Below are 24,382 nucleotides of genomic sequence, written 5' to 3'. Positions count from 1 at the left end.
ATCGTTCTACAATTCTTGCCTTGACGGGTTGGCGCTGGCTCCGGACAATCCAGCCTCTATATTCCGCAGAGGATAGTTATGGAAGCCTGGATTCAACATCTGTTTTCGCAATCGCTGGAGTACGCGCTGATGGCCGTGGCGCTGGTGACCTTCCTTGAGTCGCTGGCATTCGTGGGATTGCTGTTGCCAGGTACCGTATTGATGGCCAGCCTCGGGGCGCTGGTGGGCAGTGGGCAGATTGGTCTTTATCCTGCCTGGGCGGCGGGTTTTGCCGGTTGCCTGATTGGTGACTGGGTCTCGTATGGCATCGGCTGGAAGTTTCAGGGGCCGTTGCACCGCTGGAAATATCTGAAAAAGTATCAGGGCCTGCTGGATAAAACCGAGCACGCGCTGCATGAACACAGCATGTTTACGATTTTGGTGGGGCGTTTCGTTGGACCGACGCGTCCGTTGATTCCACTTGCAGCGGGCATGCTGGAGTTGCCGGTGCGCAAGTTCCTGCCGCCCAATCTGATCGGCTGTATTCTCTGGCCGCCGGCTTATCTGATGCCGGGCATCCTTGCCGGTGTGGCGATTGATGTGCCACAGGCCGCGCAAGGCGGCAATTTTAAGTGGCTACTGTTGCTGGTGGCGTTACTGGTGTGGATGGGCTTTTGGCTGATGTGGCGCTGGTGGCGCAGTGGCAAAACCACTGACTGGGCGACGAAATATCTGCCGCAGGCGCGCTTACGCTGGTTGGCTCCGCTGGCGGCGGCTATCGGCGTGGCGGCATTTATCGCCATTCAGTATCACCCGATGATGCCCATCTTCCGCCATCTGTTGTGGAAGGTGTTCTTCGCTTAAGGCTTTTTCACGCCAAGGATGGCAGCCGCTTCACTCTCTCCACTGATCAAGCTCGCCGTGCTGCCATCCCAGTAAATCCGACCATCGACCACCACCAGACTGCGCGGCGCAATTTGCTGAGCATCTTCCAGGCTGTGCGACACCATCAGCAGCGTGATATTGCGACTTTCGCACACCGAACGCACCAGTTGCAGCATCTCCCCACGTAGCGCCGGATCGAGCGCAGAGAAGGGCTCATCCAACAGCAGGATTGGCTGATCGCGCAGCAGGCAGCGCGCTAAGGCCACGCGCTGGCGTTGACCGCCGGAAAGCTCACCTGGCAAGCGATTCAGCATTTCGGCTAATCCGGTTTGTTCAGCGATGGCGGCCAGCTGTTGCTGCTGTTCCCGCGTCAGTTTCAGGCCCGGATGCAAACCCAATCCCATATTTTGCTGCACCGTGAGATGCGGGAACAGATTGTTCTCCTGAAACAGCATCGACACCGGCCGCGCCGACGGCACGCTATGCGTATGATCGACGCCATTCATCATTAGGGTTCCCTGGCTCACTGGCAGAAATCCGCCGATCAGGCTGAGCAAGGTGCTTTTCCCCGCGCCGCTTGGGCCGAGGATTGCCAGACGCTCACCTGCCTGGGCCTCAAAACGGAAGCGCATTGGCAGATGCTGGTAAAGGTAGGTGAGATTATTCAGTGTCAGCATGGCGACCCGGCAGTTTTTCCATCAGGGTAAAAAGTAACAGGCAAAGTAATAACAGTAGCAGTGCGGTAACGGCACCGTCTGCGCCGCGATAAGCGCCAATCTGCTGGAACAGATAGAACGGCAGCGTGCGGAAATCGGCGCTACCAAACAGGGCCACCACGCCGAAATCGCCAATCGACAGTACGCAGGCAAACGCCAGCGCCTGTGCGATGGGACGCTTTAGCGCTCGCAGTTCTATCAGTTTCAGGCGGTTAATTCCCGTAATGCCCAGCGAAGCACAGAGTTGGCTGTAACGGGCGCTGATATCGCGCATCGGATTTTCCAGCACTTTCATCGCATAGGGGATGGCAATCAGCGCATTGGTGAAGATCACTAAGCCATCGGCACGCTGCGGCAGACCGAGGGTGGCGTTGAACAGCAGGAAAAAGCCGCTGGCCAGCACGATGCCGGGCATCGCCAGAATCAGCATGCCGCTCAGTTCCATCGCCTGTGCCGCCACGTTGCGCTGACGCTGCCGCAGCTCACGGCTGCTCCATAGCAACATCATCGTCAGCAGCACGCACAGCAATCCGGCGCCGATGGCGATGCGCAGTGAGGTGAAGGTCGCTTGCCATAATGTGGACTGCTGAAGTGCACCCGTGATGCCACCGCGCAGGCCATCGACTACCACCGCGGCGAGCGGCGGCAGCAACAGCATCAGCGCACAGATAATCAACAGCGTGTCGCCGAGTCGGGCGTGCCAGGAATCCTGCGGATCACGCCAGCCACGAATATTTTGGCTGCCGGTGGGAATAGCTTTACTGAAGCGCTGGCTGAGCAGCACCAGCAGCAAACAGCATCCGAGCTGCAACAGCGCCAGTAGCGCAGCACGACTGGGATCGTAATCAAAACTCAGCGCCTGGTAGATGGCCAGTTCCAGCGTGGTGGCGCGCGGTCCACCGCCCAGAGCCAGCACCGTGGCGAAGCTGGCGAAGCACAGCATAAAGATCAGTGCTGCGGTGGGCAGAATCTGGCGTCGCAGCCAGGGCCACTCGACTAAACGAAACAGGTTCCAGCCGCGCAGACCCAGCTGGGCGGCTAGCTGGCGCTGTTCACCGGGAATGCTTTCCAGCGCCTGAAGTAACATGCGGGTGGCGAGGGGCAGGTTGAAGAAGACATGCGCCAGTAAAATGCCCTGCAAGCCATAGGGCGAGAAGGTGTAATCAATACCAAGCAGGTTACAGAGCTGCGCCAGCCAGCCACTGCGACCATAGACGCTGAGCAAGCCAAACACCGCCACTAAAACTGGCAATACCAGCGTCATGGCGCAAAGACGCAGCAACAGCGTACGTCCCGGAAAGCGGCGACGATACAGCGCACGCGCCAGCAGAATCGACGGCAGTACCGAAAACAGGGCAGACAGCAGCGCCTGCTCAAACGAGAAGGCCAGCACGTGGTGGAGGTAGCTGTCTGACAGCAGGGCGCGCCAGTCAGTGACCGGCGCCGCCATCACTAAGGCACCGAACGCCAGCAGTGCCACTGCGCACAATATCAGCGCAACGGCACTTCCAGGAATTAACCAGGCTGGCATTAACGGCTAACGGCTTGTTGCCAGGTGCGAATCCAGTCAGCGCGATGATCGGCCACTTCGGCTGAGCTGTATTGCAGCGCATTCGCCGGCACGGTCAGTGACTGATAACCCGCAGGCAAATCGCTTTTGATTACCGGATACATCCAGTTGCCGGTTGGAATGGTCTGCTGGAAGGCGGGCGACACCATGAATTGCATAAACTGCTGTGCGAGCTTGGGCTGCTTGCTGCTGGCGAGCTGTGCGGCCACTTCCACCTGCAGGTAGTGACCTTCACTGAACGGCGCAGCGGCGTAGTTGTCTTTCTTCTCTTCAATGATGTGATAAGCCGGAGAGGTGGTATAACTCAGCACCAGATCGCCTTCACCTTTCAGGAACAGGCCATAGGCTTCGCTCCAGCCTTTCGTTACGGTGACGGTCTTCTGCGCCAGCTTCTGCCAGGCGTCAGGCGCTTTATCGCCATACACTTTCTGAATCCACAGCAGCAGGCCGAGCCCCGGCGTGCTGGTGCGTGGATCTTCATAAATTACACGCCACTTTTCCGGGCTTTCGACCAGTTCTTTCAGGCTTTTCGGTGGGTTCTTCAGCTTGTTTTTATCGTAGACGAAGGCGAAGTAGCCGTAATCGAACGGAACGAAGGTGTCGTTATGCCAGTCATCGGGCAGTTGCAGTTTACTGGTGTCGACGGCGCTTTTCGCAAACAGGCCGGTTTTCTCGGCGGCTTGCACCAGATTGTTATCAAGGCCCAGCACCACATCGGCTTTGCTGTTCTTGCCTTCCATACGCACGCGGTTGAGCAATGACACACCATCTTCCAGCGCCACATACTTCAGTTCGCAGCCGCACTCGGCCTCAAAGGCTTTTTTGACGGCGGGACCCGGGCCCCACTCAGCAGAAAAAGAGTCATAGGTGTAAACGGTCAGGACAGGTTTAGCAGCGAAAACCGGGGCAGAGACCAACAGCAATACGGGCAGAACTTTGTTTAACACTTTGCGCTCCTTGAGGAGAAAATAAGGTTGAGTCGCAAAGGATCTGAGTTAGCGGGCATCTCAAATCCCTACGCCGGTATGAGCCGGATCAGGTTCGACGGGTTTATCTCAGCCCAAAACGCAGGGCACCCCGTTGAGAACGGTCTATTTTAGACACTTCTGTGACAGTGCGAAAGCATCACAACTCAGGAGGTGCAAACCAGGCCGATTTGAAGTCAAACCAGCCAAGAGTATTGAGGCGCACGCCACGCATACTGCGCTGGCCTTCCAGCAGTAACCAGTGATGGAAAAGCGGATGAACAAAGTCGCTGTTGACCAACTGCTTGCTCCATTCGGCTAGCGGCAAGGTTTTCTGTCGCCATTGCTGGGCATCGGCGTGCCAGTCAATCGGAACGCAGTGGTGCATCAGCGGCAGCTCATAGAGCTGGGCAAACAGTGCGTATTCGAGCGGGAGAGTGAAGTTCACACTGCCGAGCCAGATATCGCTTTCCCCCTCACCTTCAAACCACTCTTCGTAGCTCAACTCGCGCGTGATCAGTTCGACACCCTGTTCGGCCAGCAACGGGCGCAGGGCGTTGGCAATCCCTTCATGCTCAACATGATGGCTGTACCAGCTGATAGTCAGTTGGGTTAATCCGTCAGGCTTTTCGGCTGGAGTGAGATCGCGGCGATGGTGCCAGCGCGGTAAGAATCCGTATGCCGGGAACCAGTAGCGCTGATAGCCGACGCCCGCATGATTGAGCAGGGCAATCGGATTGAACAGATAGCTCACCCAGCGGCGAAAATTTGCCTCCTTGCCGCGCTCAGATCTTTGGTCAAACAGCAGAAAGTAGCAGCCTTCTTCCAGACGACTCTCTTCGGATTTCTCATCGGCGGTCTCGCCCTGCAGCTTTACGCCCGCGTACACCAGCTCATCACTGATTTCCGGAAGCACCCAAATCGACACGTCATCAATCAGCGCGCGATAGCCAAAATAGTCATCAAAGGCGGCGATTTTCAGCTGCGTCTGCTGGTTGCGTACCACGCTGTACGGACCTGTGCCGATGGGCTGACGGGCAAAATGTCGCAGCGTCGGCCATTCACGCGGCAGGATCATCGCGCTGACGCTGGCCAGCAGCCAAGGCAGCCAGCTATCGGGCTGCGTTAGATGAATATCCAGCGTCCAGGGCGCGGGTGAATGCAGTTTGTCGATATGCGAGAACAGCGGCTGACTGCGTACGCGATCCAGCGAGGCGATAACATCTTCCATCTCCAGTTCGCGGCCGTGATGAAAGCGAATCGCGGGACGCAAAAAGAAACGCCAGTGGAGTGGGGAGGTTTGCTGCCAGTGATGGGCGATATCCGCTTCGATTTCCCCCTTTTCCTCATTTATCCGCGTCAGGCCGTTAAAGATTTGTCGCGCCAGATGAGTTTCAGAACGGCGCAAGGGGGAGCCGGGCAACAGATTAGGCAGCGGGCGGTAATAGAGCACGCGCAGGATGTGCTTGCCCTGACGGAAACTGCGGCCCAGGTGGGCAGCGATCATCTGGCGAACCTGATCCTTATCACCAACCAGTTGTACCAGCTGTTCGATGCGATCCTGATCCAGCAAGTCCTCGGCGCGCTGCTGCTGGAGTGCCAGGCCGGTGTAATTGAAGCTCAGGGCCGAACGTTTGCCACGTCCGGCTTCCGCCTGCCAAATCAGCCAGCCTGCATCCTGCATGGCATTCAACAGATTGCGCATATGGCGCCGCGAACAGTGCAGTCGTTCGGCCAGCTCGCTTAATGTGGTTTCCTGATCCAGCCCCTGGCAGCTTTGCCACAGGCGGATGAACTGCTGTTGCAGTCGCGCAGAGGACATAAAAGGGGAACTCCTTCTCAGAATCGCTCAGTTTTTCCTGCCCCATATTAGAGGCATACTGCCAGGCAATGGAAGAGCGGGAGGCATTCAGCAATGAATGGCGCTCTGCCAGCGGTTCCGCCGACGTGGAGCCTTTTCTGAGTAGGGTGCATTTCACCGCCAGCAGCGTTTTCTCTGCTGGCTTTTTTCGTTTTGCTGTGAAATCTTCTACCCTCTTTGTCTTAGCCTCATTTCTCCGCAAAGGGATTTCTGCATGAAATCGCTGTTAACGCGCCAGCGTCGTATTAATCCGGTTTATCTCTCTTTTATGGCCGTGTCGTTTATGACCGGTGTCGCTGGTGCGTTGCAGGCACCCACGCTCAGTCTGTTTTTGACACGCGAAGTGCAGGTGCGACCGTTTTGGGTCGGTCTGTTCTTTACTATCAACGCCATCGCCGGGATTGTGATCAGTTTGCTGATGGCAAAGCGTTCGGACAATCGTGGCGATCGTCGCAATTTAATCCTGTTTTGCTGCCTGATGGCGGTGCTCAATGCGCTGCTATTCGCCTTTAATCGTCATTACCTGACGTTGATTAGCGTGGGCGTCTTGCTGTCGGCGCTGGCCAGCGTGGCGATACCGCAGATCTTTGCGCTGGCGCGAGAGTATGCCGATCAGTCTGCGCGTGAAGTGGTGATGTTCAGCTCGGTGATGCGTGCACAGCTGTCGCTGGCGTGGGTGATAGGGCCGCCACTGTCGTTCGCATTAGCGCTTAACTATGGCTTCGTGACGCTGTTCTGCGTGGCGGCGGCGATTTTCCTGCTCAGTATGCTGCTGATTTGGCGCACTCTGCCATCGGTGCCGCGCGTGGCTGCGACGCCAGAGCAAGTGCTGACCCAGCTGAGCCCGTGGAAAGACAGCCAGGTGCGAATGCTGTTTATCGCCTCGGTGGTGATGTGGGCGTGCAACACCATGTATATCATCGATATGCCGCTGTATATCAGCTCCACGCTGGGGCTGCCGGAAAAGCTGGCGGGCTTATTGATGGGGACGGCGGCAGGGCTGGAGATACCAATCATGCTGCTGGCTGGCCATTACGCTAAGCGTTTCGGTAAACGTAAGTTGGTGCTGTTAGCGCTGGTTGCCGCGATTCTGTTCTATCTTGGACTGGTCATGTTCCAGTCACGCACGGCATTGATGGTGCTGCAGCTGTTTAATGCGGCCTTTATCGGTATCGTCGCGGGGATTGGCATGTTGTGGTTTCAGGATTTGATGCCGGGACGCGCGGGCGCGGCGACCACCATGTTTACCACCTCGATATCGACCGGTCTGATTATTGCGGGATTGATACAGGGCACGCTGAGCGAGCGCTTCGGGCATGAGTCCGTTTACTGGCTGGCACTGGTGATGGCGGTGGTGGCGCTTGGGTTGGCGTCGCGAGTACGTGATGCCAGATAAACAAAAAGTCGCCAGCAAAGGCGACTTTCGGGACATCCAGTGCGTCTCAATTCGGTGCGCTCAAACGCACCGAATAAGGTATTAACGCAGGAACGCTGGCTGAGTGGTCTCGTAGTTGGAGATGGACGCTTCGTGTTGCAGCGTCAAACCAATGCTGTCGAGGCCGTTGATCATGCAGTGACGACGGAAAGTGTCGATTTCAAAGCTGTAAGTCTTATCACCAGCAGTCACCGTCTGCGCTTCCAGATCGACCGTAAAGGTCACACCCGGCTGCGCCGCCACCAGTTTGAACATCTCATCCACTTCTTCATCGCTCAACTTCACTGGCAGCAACTGGTTGTTGAAGCTGTTGCCATAGAAGATATCCGCGAAGCTTGGCGCAATCACCACGTGGAAACCGAAATCGGTCAGTGCCCATGGGGCGTGTTCACGCGAAGAACCGCAGCCAAAGTTTTCACGTGCCAGCAAGATGCTGGTGCCTTTAAACTCCGGTTTGTTCAGGACGAAACCTGGGGTAGGCACGGTGCCCGCATCATCTTCGAAACGCCAGTCGTGGAACAGGTGCGCGCCAAAACCGGTGCGCGTCACTTTTTGCAAAAACTGTTTTGGAATGATGGCATCGGTGTCGACGTTCGCGGCGTCCAGTGGCGCCACAATCCCGGTGTGTTGAGTAAATTTGTTCGCCATGGCTTAAGCTCCCTGAGTCAATTCACGAATGTCGGCAAAACGACCGGTTACTGCCGCCGCTGCAGCCATCGCCGGGCTCACTAAGTGAGTGCGACCGCCACGGCCCTGACGACCTTCAAAGTTACGGTTACTGGTGGATGCGCAACGCTCGCCTGGGTTCAGACGGTCATTGTTCATCGCCAGGCACATGGAGCAGCCTGGCAAACGCCATTCAAAACCGGCTTCGAGGAAAATTTTATCCAGACCTTCCGCTTCCGCCTGGGCTTTAACCGGACCGGAGCCCGGCACCACCATGGCTACGACGCCTGGTGCGACTTTACGGCCTTTGGCGATAGCTGCGGCAGCACGCAAATCTTCAATACGTGAGTTGGTGCAGGAACCGATAAACACTTTGTCGATAGCGACATCAGTCAATTTGATGCCCGGCTGCAGATCCATGTAAGCCAGCGCTTTCTCAGCAGAAGCACGCTCAACCGGATCGGCAAACGACTGTGGATTCGGGATCGCCTGATCCACCGCCATCACCTGGCCTGGGTTGGTGCCCCAGGTCACTTGTGGCGCGATGTCAGCAGCATTCAAAGTAACAGTGGTATCGAATTTGGCATCGCTGTCGGACTTCATCGTACGCCAGTAAGCGACGGCTTCATCCCACTGCTCGCCCTTCGGTGCGAACTGCTTGTCTTTCAGGTAAGCGAAAGTGGTGTCATCCGGCGCGACCAGGCCTGCTTTAGCGCCCATCTCTATCGCCATGTTACACAGCGTCATGCGGCCTTCCATGCTCAGCGCTTCAATCGCCGGGCCACAGAACTCCACCACATGACCAGTACCACCGGCGCTGCCGGTTTTACCGATAATCGCCAACACGATGTCTTTCGCTGTGATGCCGGTTGCGGCTTCGCCCAGCACTTCAATCTTCATGGTCTTAGCACGGCCCTGCTTCAGGGTCTGCGTGGCAAACACATGTTCAACTTCGGAGGTGCCGATACCGAATGCCAGCGAACCGAATGCGCCGTGGGTCGCGGTGTGGGAATCGCCGCAGACGATGGTCATGCCTGGCAGCGTCATCCCTTGTTCGGGCCCAATTACGTGCACGATGCCCTGGAACGGGTGATTCAGGTCATACAGCTGAATGCCGAACTCAGCACAGTTCTTAATCAGCTCTTGCATCTGAATACGCGCCATCTCACCCGACGCGTTAATGTCTTTGGTCTGGGTGGAAACGTTGTGGTCCATGGTGGCAAACGTCTTCGACGGCTGACGCACTTTGCGGCCGTGCGCGCGCAGGCCATCAAAGGCCTGCGGTGACGTCACTTCATGGATCAGATGGCGATCGATGTACAGTAACGGGGTTTCGTTTGGTGCTTCGTGGACGACATGTGCATCAAATAACTTCTGGTATAAGCTTTTCATTTTATTATTTTTCCTCAGCGATGAAACCGGCAATGATGCTGCCCATTTCATCTGTACTCACGGCTGGGCCGTCGCCGGCCAAATCGCGGGTGCGGTGGCCCGCTTCCAGCGCGCGGCTGACCGCACGCTCGATACTGTCCGCTGCATCACCTGCATTCAGGCTAAAGCGCAACAGCAGAGACAACGAGAGAATCTGAGCAATCGGGTTAGCAATATTCTGACCGGCGATATCCGGCGCTGAACCGCCCGCTGGCTCATACAGACCGAAGCCTTCTTCGTTCATGCTGGCAGAAGGCAGCATGCCCATTGAACCGGTGATCATCGCGCATTCGTCTGACAGGATGTCACCGAACAGGTTAGAACAGAGCAGCACATCAAACTGTGATGGATCTTTAATCAGCTGCATGGTGGCGTTATCGATGTACATGTGGCTCAGCTCTACATCCGGGTAATCTTTTGCCACTTCATTAACGATTTCGCGCCACATCACTGAGGTCGCCAGCACGTTAGCTTTATCCACTGACGTGACTTTGTTACGGCGCTTGCGTGCGGCTTCAAAGGCATTACGCGCAATACGTTCGATCTCGAAACGGTGATACACCTCGGTATCAAATGCGCGCTCATGTGGACCGCTACCTTCGCGACCTTTTGGCTGGCCGAAATAGATACCGCCGGTCAACTCACGCACGCACAGGATGTCGAAACCACGTGCGGCGATGTCGCTGCGCAGTGGGCAAAAGGCTTCCAGACCTTTATATAAAGCAGCAGGACGCAGATTGCTGAACAGCTTGAAGTGTTTACGCAGTGGCAACAGTGCGCCACGCTCTGGCTGACCCGCTGGTGGCAGGTGTTCCCATTTTGGACCACCGACTGAGCCGAACAGAATCGCATCGGCCTGCTCTGCACCGGCAACGGTAGCAGGCGGCAGCGGCTCACCGTGACGATCGATGGCGATACCGCCAACTTCATATTCGCTGGTGGTGATACGCATGTCGAAGCGCGCGCGAATTGCATCGAGAACCTTGATAGCCTGCGCCATCACTTCCGGGCCGATTCCGTCGCCTGGCATTACCGCAATATGATAAGACTGAGTCATAGTTACACCGTTTCCTTCTGATCTTTAAATTTACGCTGCAATTCTTTTTCTACCTGTTTGGCGCGCCAGATGTTGTTCAGGGCGTTCACCATCGCCTTGGCAGAAGATTCGACGATATCGGTCGCCAGGCCCACGCCGTGGAATTTACGACCGTTGTAGTTCACCACGATATCTACCTGACCCAGCGCATTCTCGCCGTGGCCTTTGGCGGTCAACTTGTAGTTCACCAGTTCGGCTTCAAAGCCGGTGATGCGGTTGATGGCCTGATAAACGGCATCAACCGGACCGTTACCGGTCGCTGCATCGGCTTTGGTCTCTTCGCCACAGCCCAATTGCACAGACGCGGTCGCGGTGACGCTGGAACCGGTCTGCACATTGAATTCGTTCAGCTGGAAATATTCTGGCTCTTCATTCTGTTTGTTGATGAACGCCAGCGCTTCCAAATCGTAATCAAATACCTGGCCTTTCTTGTCGGCCAGCTTCAGGAAGGCATCGTACAAAGCATCGACGTTGTAGTCCGACTCTTTGTAGCCCATCTCTTCCATGCGATGTTTCACTGCAGCACGGCCTGAACGTGAAGTCAGGTTCAACTGAATTTTGTGTAAGCCGATAGATTCAGGGGTCAGGATTTCGTAATTTTCGCGGTTCTTCAACACGCCATCCTGATGGATGCCGGATGAGTGAGCGAAGGCGCCAGTGCCAACAATTGCTTTGTTGGCTGGAATCGGCATGTTGCAAATCTGGCTGACCAACTGACTGGTACGGTAGATTTCCTGATGATGAATATTGGTATGCAGATTCATGATCTGCTGACGAGTTTTAATCGCCATGATCACTTCTTCCAACGCACAGTTACCCGCACGTTCACCCAAGCCATTGATGGTGCCTTCAACCTGACGTGCGCCGGCTAAGACCGCTGCGACCGCATTGCCGGTCGCCATGCCCAGATCATCGTGGGTATGAACAGACAAAATCGCTTTATCGATGTTCGGTACGCGTTCGCGCAACTGGCTAAAGATACTGGCGTACTCGTGCGGCAAGTTGTAGCCAACCGTATCCGGAATGTTGATGGTGGTCGCGCCGGCGTTAATCGCGGCTTCTACCACGCGGCACAGATCGTCGATCGGTGTACGGCCGCCGTCTTCACAAGAGAACTCAACGTCGTCCGTGTAATTGCGGGCGCGTTTGATGGAGGCCACTGCGCGCTCAATGACATCTGGCAAGGTACTGCGCAATTTGGTGGCGATATGCATTGGCGAAGTGGCGAGGAACGTATGAATACGGAACGCTTCAGCGACGCGCAATGCCTCGTAGGCGGCATCAATGTCTTTATCAACGCAGCGAGCCAGCGCGGCAACGCGGCTGTTTTTCACCGAGCGTGCGATGGTCTGCACCGATTCGAAATCCCCCGGCGAAGAGATAGGGAAACCGACTTCCATTACATCCACGCCCATACGCTCCAGCGCCAGGGCGATCTGCAGTTTTTCTTTAACACTCAGGCTGGCCTGTAATGCCTGCTCGCCGTCGCGCAGAGTGGTATCGAAAATAATAACTTGCTGGCTCATGGTCATCTTCCTTTTGCTTTAACTCAACTTCGCCGGTGTAACGAGCATAAAAAAACCCGCGCATCGGCGCGGGTTTTTTAAACTTCTTCAGGTTCGAATCAGTGATTGATTCCACCCACAAGTCTACCGCGCAAATTGAATGCGTTTAGTAGTAGACCGAGTAGGCGGAAAGAATGAAACATGAATCAAACCTCGTAAATTCGTGATGCACATATTGATACTGGGATTGCTGCGGGAAGTCAACCCTAAGTGAAAGGGTATTTCTATTGCCGGTCAAGGGCGATCTGCTGCGAATATCCCGCTATACAGAGCTTTGGCATTAATTAGCAGCATGCATAACGACTTAAACAGTCTAAAAAAATATTTATAAAACTGAATTAATTTTAAGATGTTGAATTTAATGGTTTTAATCGTCATTGTTCTGTAATCCTAAAAACAGGATTTGACGGGTTGCTTAGCACAATGTCATGCGGGAAGCGGGTTTTGAAGTTAATCACGCCAGAAAGTAATATTCATGAAAAATTGTGGGCTAACCGGCCAGGCAATATGAAAATCATATTTCTTAGAACACGCTGCAAATAATCAGTTAACCAGCATTTTCATCTGTGGTTGTGGGATGGCATTAGTTTAATCCTCGCGAGCGATTATCACGTGTCAGTGCCTTTTGTGCCGAAATAAGTCTGCCGCAGCCTCCTGTCGTTTGCAGGCCGGGTTTTCTGCGGTTATGGTAATCGACCTACTCTTAAAAGAATCAACTCAAGTAGATTCCCTGTACCTGGAAGGCAGAAATGAATTCTGCCATCTGAGCATAAACATAAGGTTTTGATCTTAACTGGCGAATACGGGGCTGGGTGCCAGTGGCGCAGGGACAATGCGCGTCACGGAATCCGGTTCCTCAAGCCTGGAGGCAGAAAATGGAGATGTTGTCAGGAGCCGAAATGGTCGTCCGTTCGTTAATCGATCAGGGCGTTAAGCAGGTATTCGGCTATCCGGGCGGAGCGGTGCTCGACATTTACGATGCGCTGCAAACGGTCGGTGGTATTGACCACGTATTAGTGCGTCACGAGCAAGGCGCAGTGCATATGGCGGATGGTCTGGCGCGCGCGACCGGCGAAGTCGGCGTGGTGCTGGTCACTTCAGGTCCAGGCGCAACCAATGCCATTACCGGTATTGCGACGGCCTATATGGATTCGATTCCGATGGTGATTCTGTCGGGTCAGGTGCCGTCTTCACTGATCGGCTACGATGCGTTCCAGGAGTGCGACATGGTCGGGATTTCCCGTCCAGTGGTGAAACACAGCTTCCTGGTGAAAAACGCGGAAGAGATCCCAACCGTGCTGAAAAAAGCCTTCTGGCTGGCAGCAAGCGGCCGCCCAGGCCCGGTGGTGATCGACCTGCCAAAAGATATTCTTAACCCAGCAAACAAACTGCCGTACGTCTACCCTGAGACGGTCAGCATGCGCTCATATAATCCGACGATTCAGGGACATAAAGGCCAGATTAAGCGCGCATTACAAACGTTGCTGGCTGCTCACAAACCGGTGATTTATGCCGGTGGAGGCGCCATTATGTCGGGCTGTGAAGCGGAACTGCTGCAGTTAGCGGAACAGCTGAATATTCCGGTCACCATGTCGCTGATGGGCCTGGGCGTATTCCCTGGCACGCATCGCCAGAGCGTCGGCATGCTGGGAATGCACGGTACTTACGAAGCCAACATGACCATGCACAATGCCGATTTGATTTTCGGTATTGGCGTGCGCTTTGATGATCGTACCACCAACAACCTGGCGAAATACTGCCCGAACGCCACCATCATGCATATCGATGTCGATCCGACCTCGATTTCCAAAACCGTCAGCGCCGATATCCCGATTGTCGGTGATGCGAAGCAGACGCTGTCGCAGATGTTGGAATTGCTGGCGCAAAGCGATGCCAAACAAGAGCTGGATAGCCTGCGCGACTGGTGGCAGACCATTGATGGTTGGCGTAGTCGTAAGTGCCTTGAGTTTGATCGCACCAGCGACAAGATCAAACCACAGGCGGTTATCGAAACCATTTGCCGTCTGACCAAAGGCGAAGCTTACGTCACCTCTGACGTCGGTCAGCATCAGATGTTCGCCGCGCTCTATTATCAGTTCGATAAGCCGCGCCGCTGGATCAACTCAGGTGGCCTCGGCACCATGGGATTTGGCTTACCGGCCGCGCTGGGTGTGAAAATGGCGCTGCCAGACGAGACCGTGATTTGCGTGACCGGTGACGGCAGCATCCAGATGAACATCCAGGAACTGTCGACTGCGCTGCAGTACGATTTACCGGTGCTGGTGCTGAACCTCAATAACGGTTTCCTCGGTATGGTGAAGCAGTGGCAGGACATGATTTATTCCGGCCGCCATTCGCAATCCTACATGCAATCTCTGCCTGACTTCGTGCGTTTAGCCGAAGCCTACGGACACGTGGGTATTTCCATCGCGCATCCGGCTGAGCTGGAAGAGAAGCTGCAGCTGGCACTGGATACTCTGGCAAAAGGGCGTCTGGTGTTTGTTGATGTGAATATTGACGGCAGCGAACACGTTTATCCGATGCAGATTCGCGGTGGTTCGATGGATGAGATGTGGCTGAGCAAAACGGAGAGGACTTAATTATGCGTCGTGTGTTATCGGTACTGCTGGAAAATGAATCCGGCGCATTGTCTCGCGTGGTGGGTTTGTTCTCACAGCGCGGCTACAACATCGAAAGCCTGACCGTTGCGCCAACCGACGATCCCACACTGTCACGTATGACCATTCAGACGGTCGGTGACCAAAAAGTGCTGGAACAGATTGAGAAGCAACTGCACAAGCTGGTGGACGTGTTACGTGTCAGCGAGTTGGGGCAGGGTGCCTACGTTGAACGTGAAATCATGCTGGTGAAAATCCAGGCAAGCGGTTACGGCCGTGAAGAAGTGAAGCGTAGCGCGGAGATCTTCCGTGGTCAGATTATTGATGTGACGCCAACGCTGTACACGGTTCAGCTGGCAGGCACCAGCGATAAGCTCGACGCCTTCCTTAACACGGTGCGCGATGTCGCTGAGATCGTTGAGGTTGCGCGATCAGGCATTGTCGGTGTATCGCGCGGCGATCGCGTGATGCGTTAATCCCGCAAAGTTATCATCCAGCTTCAAAGCTAACCCGGCGTAATGCCGGGTTTTTTTTATTTAATGCGCTTGTGAGAGCTGCCCAATAAAAGCGGTTGCTCAGCGTAGTGTTCTGCGGTTAGATGTTACAAATGTTTTATCCATAGCTACTCTGCGGACATTTGCCCAGCCCTGGCTTATCAGAATTAAGGTGTCATCGTGAAACTGGATGAAATTGCGCGCCTGGCGGGCGTGTCGCGCACCACGGCCAGCTACGTTATCAATGGCAAAGCGCGGCAGTATCGTGTCAGCGACAAAACCGTCGAAAAAGTGATGGCGGTGGTGCGTGAACATAATTATCACCCCAATGCGGTTGCTGCGGGCCTGCGTGCCGGGCGTACGCGTTCTATCGGCCTGGTGATCCCGGATCTGGAGAACACCAGTTACACGCGCATTGCCAATTATCTGGAGCGTCAGGCGCGTCAACGTGGCTATCAGCTGCTGATTGCCTGCTCGGAAGATCAACCTGACAATGAAATGCGCTGCATTGAACATCTGCTGCAACGTCAAGTGGATGCGATCATTGTTTCAACCTCGCTGCCACCCGAGCACCCGTTTTATCAGCGCTGGATCAACGATCCGCTGCCGATTATCGCGCTGGACCGCGCGCTGGATCGTGAACACTTCACCAGTGTTGTCGGTGCCGATCAGGACGATGCGCATGCGCTGGCAGCTGAATTGCGTCAGCTTCCGGTGAAAAACGTGCTGTTCCTTGGTGCGCTGCCCGAGCTTTCAGTGAGTTTCCTGCGCGAAATGGGCTTCCGTGATGCGTGGAAAGATGATGAACGTTCGGTAGATTACCTCTACTGCAACAGTTTTGATCGTGCTGCGGCTGCCACATTGTTCGAGAAATACCTCGAAGACCATCCGATGCCGGATGCGCTGTTTACCACCTCATTCGGTCTGCTTCAGGGCGTGATGGACATTACCCTGAAGCGCGATGGGCGGCTGCCAACCGACCTTGCTATCGCTACATTTGGCGACCACGAATTACTGGACTTTTTAGAGTGCCCGGTTCTGGCGGTGGGGCAGCGTCATCGTGATGTGGCTGAGCGTGTGCTGGAATTAGTTTTGGCCTCGCTGGATGAACCGCGTAAACCGAAGCCGGGATTAACCCGTATTCGCCGCAATTTATTCCGCCGTGGCCAATTGAGCCGACGCGCTAAATGAAATCGCGGGCAGATCGCTGCCCGCACTTATTAAACATCCAGATATTTTTCTGCCATAGGACGGGGGTAAAAAAGCGTAAATTGTCATCGCTTTTCCTAACGAATTATTCGCGCTGGATTTTCTTATTTGTTTACATCTTCAGCAGTGACGCGTAGCAGAGCTGGCGCGATGGTGCTGGGCTTCCTTTCAGAAATCCCCTAAAATGCAGCCGCTGTCGCATATCCCGGGATAATTATCTTTTGCGATGAAAACGCTTTATTTTTCGCCATTTTTCAAATCGTGAAAATTTTTATTCCACTATTCATCAGGTTAATTTTTTATTTTGCCATTCATTTCCCTTAAATACCCTCCACTAAATAATTCTCACCCTTGTAAAGAGTGATATTCACTTGTCGTTGCGGCTTGACAAGGATTTCATAGGCTCCGTAAACTCGTTTCGTGGTAAAAAGTGGGATAAAGTGGTGAAAACGGGTGATTGGGGGGTAGGACTGACATGTTCCGAGGAGCAACGTTAGTCAATCTCGACGGCAAAGGCCGATTGGCGGTACCAACACGCTATCGCGAATTGCTCGTCGCGGAGTCTCAGGGGCAAATGGTGTGCACCATTGACCTCCACCAACCATGCCTGTTGCTTTACACCCTGCCCGAATGGGAAATCATCGAGAAAAAACTGGCGCGCTTATCTAGCATGAATCCGATTGAGCGTCGCGTGCAGCGACTGCTGTTAGGACATGCCAGTGAATGCCAGATGGATAATGCAGGTCGCTTGTTGCTGGCGAATACGCTACGCCAACATGCGAGCCTTACTAAAGAAGTGATGCTGGTTGGACAGTTCAATAAGTTTGAGCTGTGGGATGAACAGACCTGGTATCAACAAGTCAAGGACGATATTGACGCAGAACAGTCGGCTCAGGAGCCTTTATCTGAGCGGTTGCAGGACTTGTCGCTATAGCTATGCAGGAAAATTTTAAACACACCACAGTGCTGCTGGATGAGGCGGTTAACGGCCTCAATATCAGGGAAGACGGCATTTACATTGACGGCACTTTTGGTCGCGGTGGTCACTCACGCCTGATCCTCTCCCAGCTTGGAGATAAGGGGCAGTTGCTGGCGATTGACCGCGATCCGCAAGCCATCGCTGCCGCGGCTGAGATTCAGGATCCACGTTTTTCGATCGTGCACGGACCGTTTTCAGCGCTGGCAGAGTATGTCGAAGCGCGCGGCCTGACAGGCAAGATCGATGGCGTATTACTCGATCTTGGCGTGTCATCACCACAGTTGGATGACGCAGAGCGCGGTTTCTCGTTTATGCGTGATGGACCACTGGATATGCGCATGGACCCAACGCGGGGTCAATCTGCGGCAGAGTGGCTGATGAAGGCTGATGAAGCTGATATCGCTTTCGTCATCAAGACCTACGGCGAAGAGAAGTTTGGCAAACGTATTGCACGCGCCATCGTCGAGCGTAATCGTGAACAGCCAATGACGCGCACCAAAGAATTAGCCACCGTCATCGCTGCCGCGATGCCGGTGAAAGACAAATTTAAGCATCCGGCCACGCGTACTTTCCAGGCGATTCGTATCTGGATCAACAGCGAACTGGAAGAGATCGATACCGCTCTGAAAGGGGCGATGTCGGTGCTGGCGCCTGGTGGTCGGTTATCGGTTATCAGCTTCCACTCACTGGAAGATCGGTTGGTAAAACGCTTTATGCGCGATCAGAGCCGAGGCCCGCAAGTTCCAGCGGGTATTCCAATGACCGAAAGCCAGCTCAAAGCGCTGGGCGGACGTGAGTTGAAAACCTTAGGCAAGCTGATTCCGGGTGAAGCCGAGGTGAACGAGAACCCACGCGCGCGCAGTTCGGTACTGCGTATTGCTGAAAGGACCGCGACATGATTGGCAACGAGCGACACAGCCTGCCCGGCGTCATCGGTGGTGACCTGCTGCGATTTGGCAAGATCCCGGTGTTGTTACTGATTGCAGTGCTCGTGTCCTCGGTGTTTGTGGTCACCACCACGCACAAAACGCGCCTGTTAACGGCGCAGCGTGAACAGTTGGTTTTAGAACGTGATGCACTCGATATCGAGTGGCGTAACCTGATTTTGGAAGAGAATGCGCTCGGCGATCATAGCCGGGTTGAGCGAATAGCAACCGATAAGCTGCAGATGCAGCATGTTGATCCTTCACAGGAAAATATCGTGGTGCAGAGATAAATAAGGAATCGCAGACCTCAATGAGCGGCGCAGGCAAAACGCTGAAGTTAAAAAAACCGGAAGACAAGGCCAGCTTTATAAGCTGGCGTTTTGCGTTGCTGTGCGGCTGTATTTTACTGGCTTTGGGCGGATTGCTGTCACGCGTGGCGTGGTTGCAGGTCATTAGCCCGGATAAGCTGGTTAAAGAAGGGGATCTGCGTTCGCTGCGTGTGCAATCTGTTCCCACTGCACGTGGCATGATCAGCGATCGTGCTGGCCGTCCATTAGCCGTCAGCGTGCCAGTGAATGCCATCTGGGCCGATCCTAAAGAGCTGATGGAACACGGTGGTGTCTCATTGGACAGCCGCTGGAAAGCCCTCTCAGATGCCTTGTCGATCCCACTTGATCAACTCGCCGCGCGCGTGAACGCCAATCCCAAAGGGCGCTTTATCTATCTGGCGCGTCAGGTGAATCCGGCAATTGGCGAGTACGTGAAAAAACTCAAGCTACCGGGCATTTACCTGCGTGAAGAGTCGCGTCGTTACTATCCCGCCGGTCAGGTCACTGCGCACCTGATTGGCTTTACTAACATTGATGGCCAGGGCATTGAGGGCATCGAAAAGAGTTTCGACAAGTGGCTCACCGGCGCGCCAGGCGAACGTACAGTGCGTAAAGATCGCTTCGGTCGCGTGATTGAAGATATCTCTTCCGTAGATAGTCGCGCAGCGCACAACCTCACGCTGAGCATTGACGAGCGCCTGCAGGCGTTGGTTTACCGCGAACTGAATAATGCTGTGGCCTTCAACAAAGCCGAGTCGGGTACTGCTGTGTTGGTGGATGTGAACACCGGCGAAGTACTGGCGATGGCGAACAGCCCGGCTTATAACCCGAACAATCTCGCCAACACCCCGAAAGATGTAATGCGCAACCGTGCCATTACCGACATCTTCGAGCCGGGCTCCACCGTGAAACCGATGGTGGTGATGACCGCTCTGCAGCGTGGTGTGGTGAAAGAGAACAGCGTACTGAATACCGTGCCGTACCGTGTCAATGGTCATGAGATCAAGGACGTGGCGCGCTACAACGAATTGACCCTTACCGGGGTTTTACAGAAGTCGAGTAACGTCGGGGTTTCACGTTTGGCGTTAGCGATGCCCTCCTCAGCACTCGTAGATACTTACGCGCGCTTTGGGCTGGGTAAACCGACCAATTTGGGGCTGGTCGGGGAAAGTAGTGGCTTATACCCTCAAAAACAACGGTGGTCTGACATAGAGAGGGCCACCTTCTCTTTCGGCTACGGGCTAATGGTAACGCCGTTACAGTTAGCGCGAGTCTACGCAACCATTGGCAGCTATGGCATCAATCGCCCGCTGTCGATCACCAAAGTTGACCCGCCAGTGGCGGGTGAACGCGTTTTCCAGGAAGACCTGGTGAAAACGGTGATGCACATGATGGAAAGCGTTGCGTTGCCTGGTGGCGGTGGGGTTAAAGCTGCCATCAAGGGCTATCGCATCGCGATTAAAACCGGTACCGCTAAAAAGGTCGGGCCGGACGGACGCTACGTCAATAAATACATTGCTTACACGGCAGGCGTTGCACCTGCCAGTCGCCCTCGTTTTGCGCTGGTGGTGGTGATCAACGATCCTCAGGCCGGCAAATATTATGGTGGTGCGGTTTCTGCACCGGTGTTTGGCGCCATCATGGGCGGGGTATTACGTACCATGAACATCGAACCTGATGGGTTGCCAACAGTTGATAAAGACGAGTTGGTGAAGAACAGAAGTGAGGAATCAAGTGACCGATCGTAACCTGCGCGATTTACTGGCCCCGTGGGTGCCGGGTGCGCCGGCGCGTCCACTCCGTGACATGACACTGGATAGCCGCGCTGCGGCTGCTGGCGATTTGTTTATCGCCGTGGCGGGCCATCATGCTGATGGACGTCGTTTTATTCCGCAGGCTATTGCTCAGGGCGTGGCGGCAGTGATTGCCGAAGCCGAGGGTGAAGCCAGCGATGGAGATATCCGCGAGATGCACGGCGTCCCGGTTATCTATCTGGCGCAGTTGCAGCAGCGTCTCTCTGCACTGGCTGGGCGCTTTTATCAGCAGCCTGCTGAAAAGCTCAAATTAATCGGTGTTACTGGCACCAACGGGAAAACCACCACCACGCAACTGATGGCGCAGTGGGCCAATCTGCTGGGTGAAACAGGTGCCGTAATGGGCACAGTGGGCAATGGTTTGTACGGCCAACTGGTAGCGACCGAAAACACCACGGGTTCCGCGGTGGATGTACAACATGTACTGAATGATCTGGTTGAGCAGGGTGCCACGCTGGCCGCAATGGAAGTCTCTTCTCACGGCCTGGTGCAGCATCGCGTCGCGGCATTGCCTTTTGCGGCTGCCGTGTTCACCAACCTGAGCCGCGATCATCTCGATTATCACGGTGATATGCAGGGCTACGAAGCCGCCAAATGGCTGCTGTTCTCTGAACATCAGATTGGTGAAGCCATTATCAACGCCGATGACGACGTCGGACGCCGCTGGCTGGAAAAATTGCCGGATGCCGTTGCTGTCACCATGGCTGACAATCTGCAGCCTGGCTGTCGTGGACGCTGGCTGAAAGCTACTGCGGTGAATTATCACGATGGTGGCGCTCATGTTCAGTTCCAGTCAAGCTGGGGCGATGGCGAGTTTGATAGCCGCCTGATGGGCGCATTCAACGTCAGCAATCTGCTGCTGGCACTGGCCACCTTGCTGACGCTCGATTATCCGCTGGAGGCGCTGGTTTCAAGCGCGGCACAGCTGCAACCGGTATGCGGTCGCATGGAAGTGTTCACGGCGCCAGAGAAACCCACGGTGGTGGTAGATTATGCACACACTCCAGATGCGCTGGAAAAAGCGCTGGAAGCCGCGCGCCTGCACTGCAAAGGCAAGCTGTGGTGCGTGTTCGGCTGTGGTGGCGATCGTGATAAAGGCAAACGTCCACTGATGGGCGCGATTGCCGAACAGTTTTCTGACATCGTGGTGATCACGGATGACAATCCGCGCAGCGAAGACCCAGCCGCGATTGTGAATGACATTCTGACTGGCTTGCTCGATCCCGGTCGCGCCCGTGTGGTCGCGGGACGTGCGCAAGCGGTCACTAACGCCGTGATGCAGGCCCATGCTGATGACATCGTGCTGGTGGCCGGTAAAGGCCATGAAGATTATCAAATCATTGGCAATCGTCGTCTTGATTACTCCGATCGCGACACTGTCGCCCGTTTGCTGGGGGTAATGGCATGATTCCGGTCTCTTTAAAAATACTGGCTGAAATCAGCGGCGGTCAGCTGCACGGCGCAGATTTAACGCTGAATGATGTCACCAGTGATACACGTAAAGTTGCCGACGGCAGCCTGTTTGTGGCACTGGTGGGTGAGCGTTTTGATGCGCATGACTTTGCCAGCGAGGCTATCGCTAACGGCGCCAAAGCGCTGCTGGTGAGTAAGCACTTGCCTTTAGATGTGCCGCAGGTGGTTGTAGCTGATACTCGCATCGCCTTTGGTCAGCTCGGCGCCTGGGTGCGCCAGCAGTCGAAGGCGCGCGTGGTCGCGCTGACCGGTTCATCCGGTAAAACCTCAGTCAAAGAGATGACGGCAGCGATTCTGCGTCAGTGCGGAGAAACGTTGTATACCGCTGGCAACCTGAACAACGACTTCGGCGTGCCGATGACGCTACTGCGTTTGACTCCAGAACACGAGTACGCGGTGATTGAGCTGGGTGCCAATCATCAGGGCGAGATTGCTTACACCACCGATTTAGTGCGTCCCGAAACGGCGTTGGTGAACAATCTGGCTGCAGCGCATCTGGAAGGCTTTGGTTCACTGGCCGGTGTCGCAAAAGCTAAAGGCGAAATCTTTGGTGGATTGCCAGTACACGGCACTGCCATCGTCAATGTGGATAGCAACGACCTCGCTAACTGGCAGTCGCAGTTTGTCGATAAGACCCTGTGGCGCTTCTCACCACAGCCGATGGCGGATGCAGAATTCCGCGCCAGCGAGATCGTGCTGCGCGCCGACGCCACGCTGTTTACCCTGCATACCCCGCGTGGAGACATCGCTGTGGCGCTGCCGCTGCCGGGTCGTCACAACATTGCTAACGCCTTAGCGGCGGCTGCGCTGGCACTCTCTGTTGATGCCCCGCTGAGCGCTATCCAAACCGGTTTGAAAACGCTGCAGCCCGTACCGGGGCGTCTGTTCCCGATTCGTCTGGCAGACAACCAACTGCTGCTGGATGACAGCTACAACGCCAACGTCGGTTCGATGACCGCGGCCGCACAGGTACTGGGCGATATGCCGGGCTTCCGTGTGATGGTGGTGGGCGATATGGCGGAGCTGGGTGATGAAGCCGAAGCTTGCCATCTGCAGGTGGGTGAAGCCGCCAAAGCAGCAGGAATTGATTGTGTTCTGAGTACCGGCACTTTGAGCCGGTTGATAGGTGAAAGCAGCGGCAAAGGCGAGCATTTCGCCACAAAAGCCGAGCTGACTGAACGTTTACGCGCATTGCTGTCCCAACATCAGGACATCACTATTTTGGTTAAAGGCTCACGTAGCGCCGCCATGGAGCAGGTCGTCGAGAGCTTACAGGAGAAAGGAACATGCTAGTCTGGCTGGCCGAACATTTGGTCGCACTTTATTCCGGCTTTAACGTCTTCTCGTATTTGACGTTTCGCGCCATTGTCAGCCTGCTGACCGCTCTGTTCCTGTCACTCTGGATGGGCCCGCGCCTGATTGCCTGGCTGCAGAAATTGCAGATTGGCCAGGTAGTTCGTAACGATGGTCCTGAATCGCACTTTAGTAAGCGCGGTACGCCAACCATGGGCGGCATCATGATCCTCACCTCTATCACCGTCTCGGTGCTGATGTGGGCGTATCCATCAAACCCTTATGTGTGGTGCGTGCTGGCGGTGCTGATTGGTTTTGGCATCATCGGTTTCGTCGACGACTACCGTAAAGTGGTGCGTAAAGACACTAAAGGCCTGATTGCCCGCTGGAAATACTTCTGGATGTCGGTGATCTCCCTGGGCGTGGCCTTTGCACTCTATGCTGCGGGCAACGGCACACCGGCTACACAGCTGGTGGTGCCGTTCTTTAAAGACATTATGCCGCAGCTGGGTCTGTTCTATGTGCTGCTGGCTTACTTTGTGATTGTCGGCACCGGTAATGCGGTCAACCTCACCGATGGTCTGGATGGCCTGGCAATTATGCCAACCGTCTTCGTGGCAGCAGGCTTTGCGCTGGTGGCCTGGGCGACCGGTAACGTGAAGTTTGCTGAGTATCTGCATATTCCGTATTTGCGTCACGCGGGTGAGTTGGTGATTGTCTGCACCGCGATTGTCGGTGCCGGTCTCGGCTTCCTGTGGTTCAACACCTACCCGGCTCAGGTCTTTATGGGTGATGTGGGTTCGCTGGCACTGGGTGGCGCATTGGGCACCATCGCCGTGCTGCTGCGTCAGGAGTTTTTACTGGTGATCATGGGCGGTGTGTTTGTAGTTGAAACACTGTCGGTGATCCTGCAGGTGGGATCGTTCAAGCTACGCGGTCAACGCATTTTCCGCATGGCGCCGATTCACCACCACTATGAATTGAAAGGCTGGCCGGAGCCGCGCGTGATTGTGCGCTTCTGGATTATTTCACTGATGCTGGTGCTGATTGGCCTGGCAACGCTGAAGGTACGTTAATC

21 protein-coding genes and 1 riboswitch are annotated in these 24,382 nt (G+C 55.1%); of the genes, 12 read left to right on the top strand and 9 right to left on the bottom strand.

Features of this window, described 5'->3' with window-relative positions:
* Positions 1 to 78: 78 nt before the first annotated feature.
* On the top strand, positions 79 to 843 hold the full coding sequence (locus tag LBW88_RS10090; RefSeq protein ID WP_166934030.1) for a DedA family protein: 765 nt from the start codon (positions 79 to 81) through the stop codon (positions 841 to 843).
* Here LBW88_RS10090 and thiQ read toward each other — a convergent pair.
* From thiQ to sgrR, 4 genes are all read right to left on the bottom strand, one after another.
* Complete coding sequence (gene thiQ, locus LBW88_RS10085; protein WP_224932470.1) at positions 840 to 1,541, bottom strand: thiamine ABC transporter ATP-binding protein ThiQ; 702 nt, start codon at positions 1,539 to 1,541, stop codon at positions 840 to 842. The genes LBW88_RS10090 and thiQ overlap by 4 nt on opposite strands.
* Positions 1,525 to 3,111 carry a thiamine/thiamine pyrophosphate ABC transporter permease ThiP gene (gene thiP / locus LBW88_RS10080; protein ID WP_224932471.1) on the bottom strand — a complete coding sequence of 529 codons (1,587 nt, stop codon included), beginning with the start codon at positions 3,109 to 3,111 and terminating at the stop codon, positions 1,525 to 1,527. The genes thiQ and thiP overlap by 17 nt, the downstream gene beginning before the upstream one ends.
* Entirely contained in the window at positions 3,111 to 4,097 is a 987-nt protein-coding gene (thiB, locus tag LBW88_RS10075; protein WP_224932472.1) for a thiamine ABC transporter substrate binding subunit, read from the bottom strand. Before thiB ends, thiP begins: the two co-directional genes overlap by 1 nt.
* A gap of 47 nt (positions 4,098 to 4,144) precedes the next feature.
* Positions 4,145 to 4,240: riboswitch (TPP riboswitch) on the bottom strand.
* 35 nt (positions 4,241 to 4,275) lie between these two features.
* Positions 4,276 to 5,937 (bottom strand): HTH-type transcriptional regulator SgrR, encoded by a 1,662-nt coding sequence (gene sgrR / locus LBW88_RS10070; RefSeq protein WP_224932473.1) that lies wholly within the window; start codon positions 5,935 to 5,937, stop codon positions 4,276 to 4,278.
* A gap of 253 nt (positions 5,938 to 6,190) precedes the next feature.
* On the opposite strand from sgrR, the gene LBW88_RS10065 reads away from it, so the two are divergent.
* The gene (locus LBW88_RS10065; protein ID WP_224932474.1) at positions 6,191 to 7,372 is read left to right on the top strand and encodes an MFS transporter; all 1,182 of its coding nucleotides are present in this window, start codon (positions 6,191 to 6,193) and stop codon (positions 7,370 to 7,372) included.
* 81 nt (positions 7,373 to 7,453) lie between these two features.
* Here LBW88_RS10065 and leuD read toward each other — a convergent pair whose 3' ends face one another.
* From leuD to leuL, 5 genes are all read right to left on the bottom strand, one after another.
* On the bottom strand, positions 7,454 to 8,059 hold the full coding sequence (leuD, locus tag LBW88_RS10060) for a 3-isopropylmalate dehydratase small subunit (protein WP_224932475.1): 606 nt from the start codon (positions 8,057 to 8,059) through the stop codon (positions 7,454 to 7,456).
* A gap of 3 nt (positions 8,060 to 8,062) precedes the next feature.
* Positions 8,063 to 9,469, bottom strand: a complete 1,407-nt coding sequence (gene leuC, locus LBW88_RS10055; protein ID WP_224932476.1) for a 3-isopropylmalate dehydratase large subunit — start codon at positions 9,467 to 9,469, stop codon at positions 8,063 to 8,065.
* A 4-nt stretch (positions 9,470 to 9,473) separates the two neighbouring features.
* The gene (gene leuB / locus LBW88_RS10050) at positions 9,474 to 10,565 is read right to left on the bottom strand and encodes a 3-isopropylmalate dehydrogenase (protein WP_224932477.1); all 1,092 of its coding nucleotides are present in this window, start codon (positions 10,563 to 10,565) and stop codon (positions 9,474 to 9,476) included.
* 2 nt (positions 10,566 to 10,567) lie between these two features.
* Positions 10,568 to 12,130 (bottom strand): 2-isopropylmalate synthase, encoded by a 1,563-nt coding sequence (leuA, locus tag LBW88_RS10045; protein ID WP_224932478.1) that lies wholly within the window; start codon positions 12,128 to 12,130, stop codon positions 10,568 to 10,570.
* Between the two features lie 98 nt (positions 12,131 to 12,228).
* On the bottom strand, positions 12,229 to 12,312 hold the full coding sequence (gene leuL, locus LBW88_RS26605) for a leu operon leader peptide (protein ID WP_224932557.1): 84 nt from the start codon (positions 12,310 to 12,312) through the stop codon (positions 12,229 to 12,231).
* A gap of 732 nt (positions 12,313 to 13,044) precedes the next feature.
* On the opposite strand from leuL, the gene ilvI reads away from it, so the two are divergent.
* The 10 genes from ilvI (at position 13,045) to mraY (ending at position 24,380) form a co-directional block, all read left to right on the top strand.
* The gene (gene ilvI / locus LBW88_RS10035) at positions 13,045 to 14,769 is read left to right on the top strand and encodes an acetolactate synthase 3 large subunit (RefSeq protein ID WP_224932479.1); all 1,725 of its coding nucleotides are present in this window, start codon (positions 13,045 to 13,047) and stop codon (positions 14,767 to 14,769) included.
* A 2-nt stretch (positions 14,770 to 14,771) separates the two neighbouring features.
* Positions 14,772 to 15,263 carry an acetolactate synthase small subunit gene (ilvN, locus tag LBW88_RS10030; RefSeq protein WP_224932480.1) on the top strand — a complete coding sequence of 164 codons (492 nt, stop codon included), beginning with the start codon at positions 14,772 to 14,774 and terminating at the stop codon, positions 15,261 to 15,263.
* Positions 15,264 to 15,461: 198 nt separating this feature from the next.
* The gene (gene cra, locus LBW88_RS10025; protein ID WP_224932481.1) at positions 15,462 to 16,472 is read left to right on the top strand and encodes a catabolite repressor/activator; all 1,011 of its coding nucleotides are present in this window, start codon (positions 15,462 to 15,464) and stop codon (positions 16,470 to 16,472) included.
* A 493-nt stretch (positions 16,473 to 16,965) separates the two neighbouring features.
* On the top strand, positions 16,966 to 17,424 hold the full coding sequence (gene mraZ, locus LBW88_RS10020; RefSeq protein ID WP_034825993.1) for a division/cell wall cluster transcriptional repressor MraZ: 459 nt from the start codon (positions 16,966 to 16,968) through the stop codon (positions 17,422 to 17,424).
* A 2-nt stretch (positions 17,425 to 17,426) separates the two neighbouring features.
* Positions 17,427 to 18,368, top strand: coding sequence for a 16S rRNA (cytosine(1402)-N(4))-methyltransferase RsmH (rsmH, locus tag LBW88_RS10015; protein WP_224932482.1), 942 nt, complete (start codon positions 17,427 to 17,429; stop codon positions 18,366 to 18,368).
* Positions 18,365 to 18,685 (top strand): cell division protein FtsL, encoded by a 321-nt coding sequence (ftsL, locus tag LBW88_RS10010; protein WP_224932483.1) that lies wholly within the window; start codon positions 18,365 to 18,367, stop codon positions 18,683 to 18,685. Before rsmH ends, ftsL begins: the two co-directional genes overlap by 4 nt.
* A 20-nt stretch (positions 18,686 to 18,705) precedes the next feature.
* Positions 18,706 to 20,472, top strand: coding sequence for a peptidoglycan glycosyltransferase FtsI (locus LBW88_RS10005; protein ID WP_224932484.1), 1,767 nt, complete (start codon positions 18,706 to 18,708; stop codon positions 20,470 to 20,472).
* Positions 20,459 to 21,946, top strand: a complete 1,488-nt coding sequence (gene murE, locus LBW88_RS10000) for a UDP-N-acetylmuramoyl-L-alanyl-D-glutamate--2,6-diaminopimelate ligase (RefSeq protein ID WP_224932485.1) — start codon at positions 20,459 to 20,461, stop codon at positions 21,944 to 21,946. Before LBW88_RS10005 ends, murE begins: the two co-directional genes overlap by 14 nt.
* Positions 21,943 to 23,304, top strand: a complete 1,362-nt coding sequence (gene murF / locus LBW88_RS09995) for a UDP-N-acetylmuramoyl-tripeptide--D-alanyl-D-alanine ligase (RefSeq protein ID WP_224932486.1) — start codon at positions 21,943 to 21,945, stop codon at positions 23,302 to 23,304. Before murE ends, murF begins: the two co-directional genes overlap by 4 nt.
* On the top strand, positions 23,298 to 24,380 hold the full coding sequence (gene mraY / locus LBW88_RS09990; RefSeq protein ID WP_224932487.1) for a phospho-N-acetylmuramoyl-pentapeptide-transferase: 1,083 nt from the start codon (positions 23,298 to 23,300) through the stop codon (positions 24,378 to 24,380). Before murF ends, mraY begins: the two co-directional genes overlap by 7 nt.
* Positions 24,381 to 24,382: the final 2 nt, after the last annotated feature.

This window comes from Pantoea sp. alder81 (genome assembly GCF_020179835.1).
Taxonomy (GTDB): Bacteria; Pseudomonadota; Gammaproteobacteria; order Enterobacterales; family Enterobacteriaceae; genus Pantoea.
This window is presented reverse-complemented; position numbering and strand designations above follow the sequence as displayed.

Excerpts from the sequence above, each read along its gene's own strand:
- ilvI (WP_224932479.1), top strand. The coding sequence starts at position 13,045 with ATGGAGATGTTGTCAGGAGCCGAAATGGTCGTCCGTTCGTTAATCGAT.
- leuL (WP_224932557.1), bottom strand. The coding sequence starts at position 12,312 with ATGTTTCATTCTTTCCGCCTACTCGGTCTACTACTAAACGCATTCAAT.
- LBW88_RS10090 (WP_166934030.1), top strand. The coding sequence starts at position 79 with ATGGAAGCCTGGATTCAACATCTGTTTTCGCAATCGCTGGAGTACGCG.
- rsmH (WP_224932482.1), top strand. The coding sequence starts at position 17,427 with ATGCAGGAAAATTTTAAACACACCACAGTGCTGCTGGATGAGGCGGTT.
- sgrR (WP_224932473.1), bottom strand. The coding sequence starts at position 5,937 with ATGTCCTCTGCGCGACTGCAACAGCAGTTCATCCGCCTGTGGCAAAGC.
- leuB (WP_224932477.1), bottom strand. The coding sequence starts at position 10,565 with ATGACTCAGTCTTATCATATTGCGGTAATGCCAGGCGACGGAATCGGC.
- leuA (WP_224932478.1), bottom strand. The coding sequence starts at position 12,130 with ATGAGCCAGCAAGTTATTATTTTCGATACCACTCTGCGCGACGGCGAG.
- LBW88_RS10005 (WP_224932484.1), top strand. The coding sequence starts at position 18,706 with ATGAGCGGCGCAGGCAAAACGCTGAAGTTAAAAAAACCGGAAGACAAG.
- ftsL (WP_224932483.1), top strand. The coding sequence starts at position 18,365 with ATGATTGGCAACGAGCGACACAGCCTGCCCGGCGTCATCGGTGGTGAC.
- ilvN (WP_224932480.1), top strand. The coding sequence starts at position 14,772 with ATGCGTCGTGTGTTATCGGTACTGCTGGAAAATGAATCCGGCGCATTG.
- mraZ (WP_034825993.1), top strand. The coding sequence starts at position 16,966 with ATGTTCCGAGGAGCAACGTTAGTCAATCTCGACGGCAAAGGCCGATTG.
- leuC (WP_224932476.1), bottom strand. The coding sequence starts at position 9,469 with ATGAAAAGCTTATACCAGAAGTTATTTGATGCACATGTCGTCCACGAA.
- LBW88_RS10065 (WP_224932474.1), top strand. The coding sequence starts at position 6,191 with ATGAAATCGCTGTTAACGCGCCAGCGTCGTATTAATCCGGTTTATCTC.
- thiQ (WP_224932470.1), bottom strand. The coding sequence starts at position 1,541 with ATGCTGACACTGAATAATCTCACCTACCTTTACCAGCATCTGCCAATG.
- murF (WP_224932486.1), top strand. The coding sequence starts at position 21,943 with ATGATTCCGGTCTCTTTAAAAATACTGGCTGAAATCAGCGGCGGTCAG.
- mraY (WP_224932487.1), top strand. The coding sequence starts at position 23,298 with ATGCTAGTCTGGCTGGCCGAACATTTGGTCGCACTTTATTCCGGCTTT.
- leuD (WP_224932475.1), bottom strand. The coding sequence starts at position 8,059 with ATGGCGAACAAATTTACTCAACACACCGGGATTGTGGCGCCACTGGAC.
- thiP (WP_224932471.1), bottom strand. The coding sequence starts at position 3,111 with ATGCCAGCCTGGTTAATTCCTGGAAGTGCCGTTGCGCTGATATTGTGC.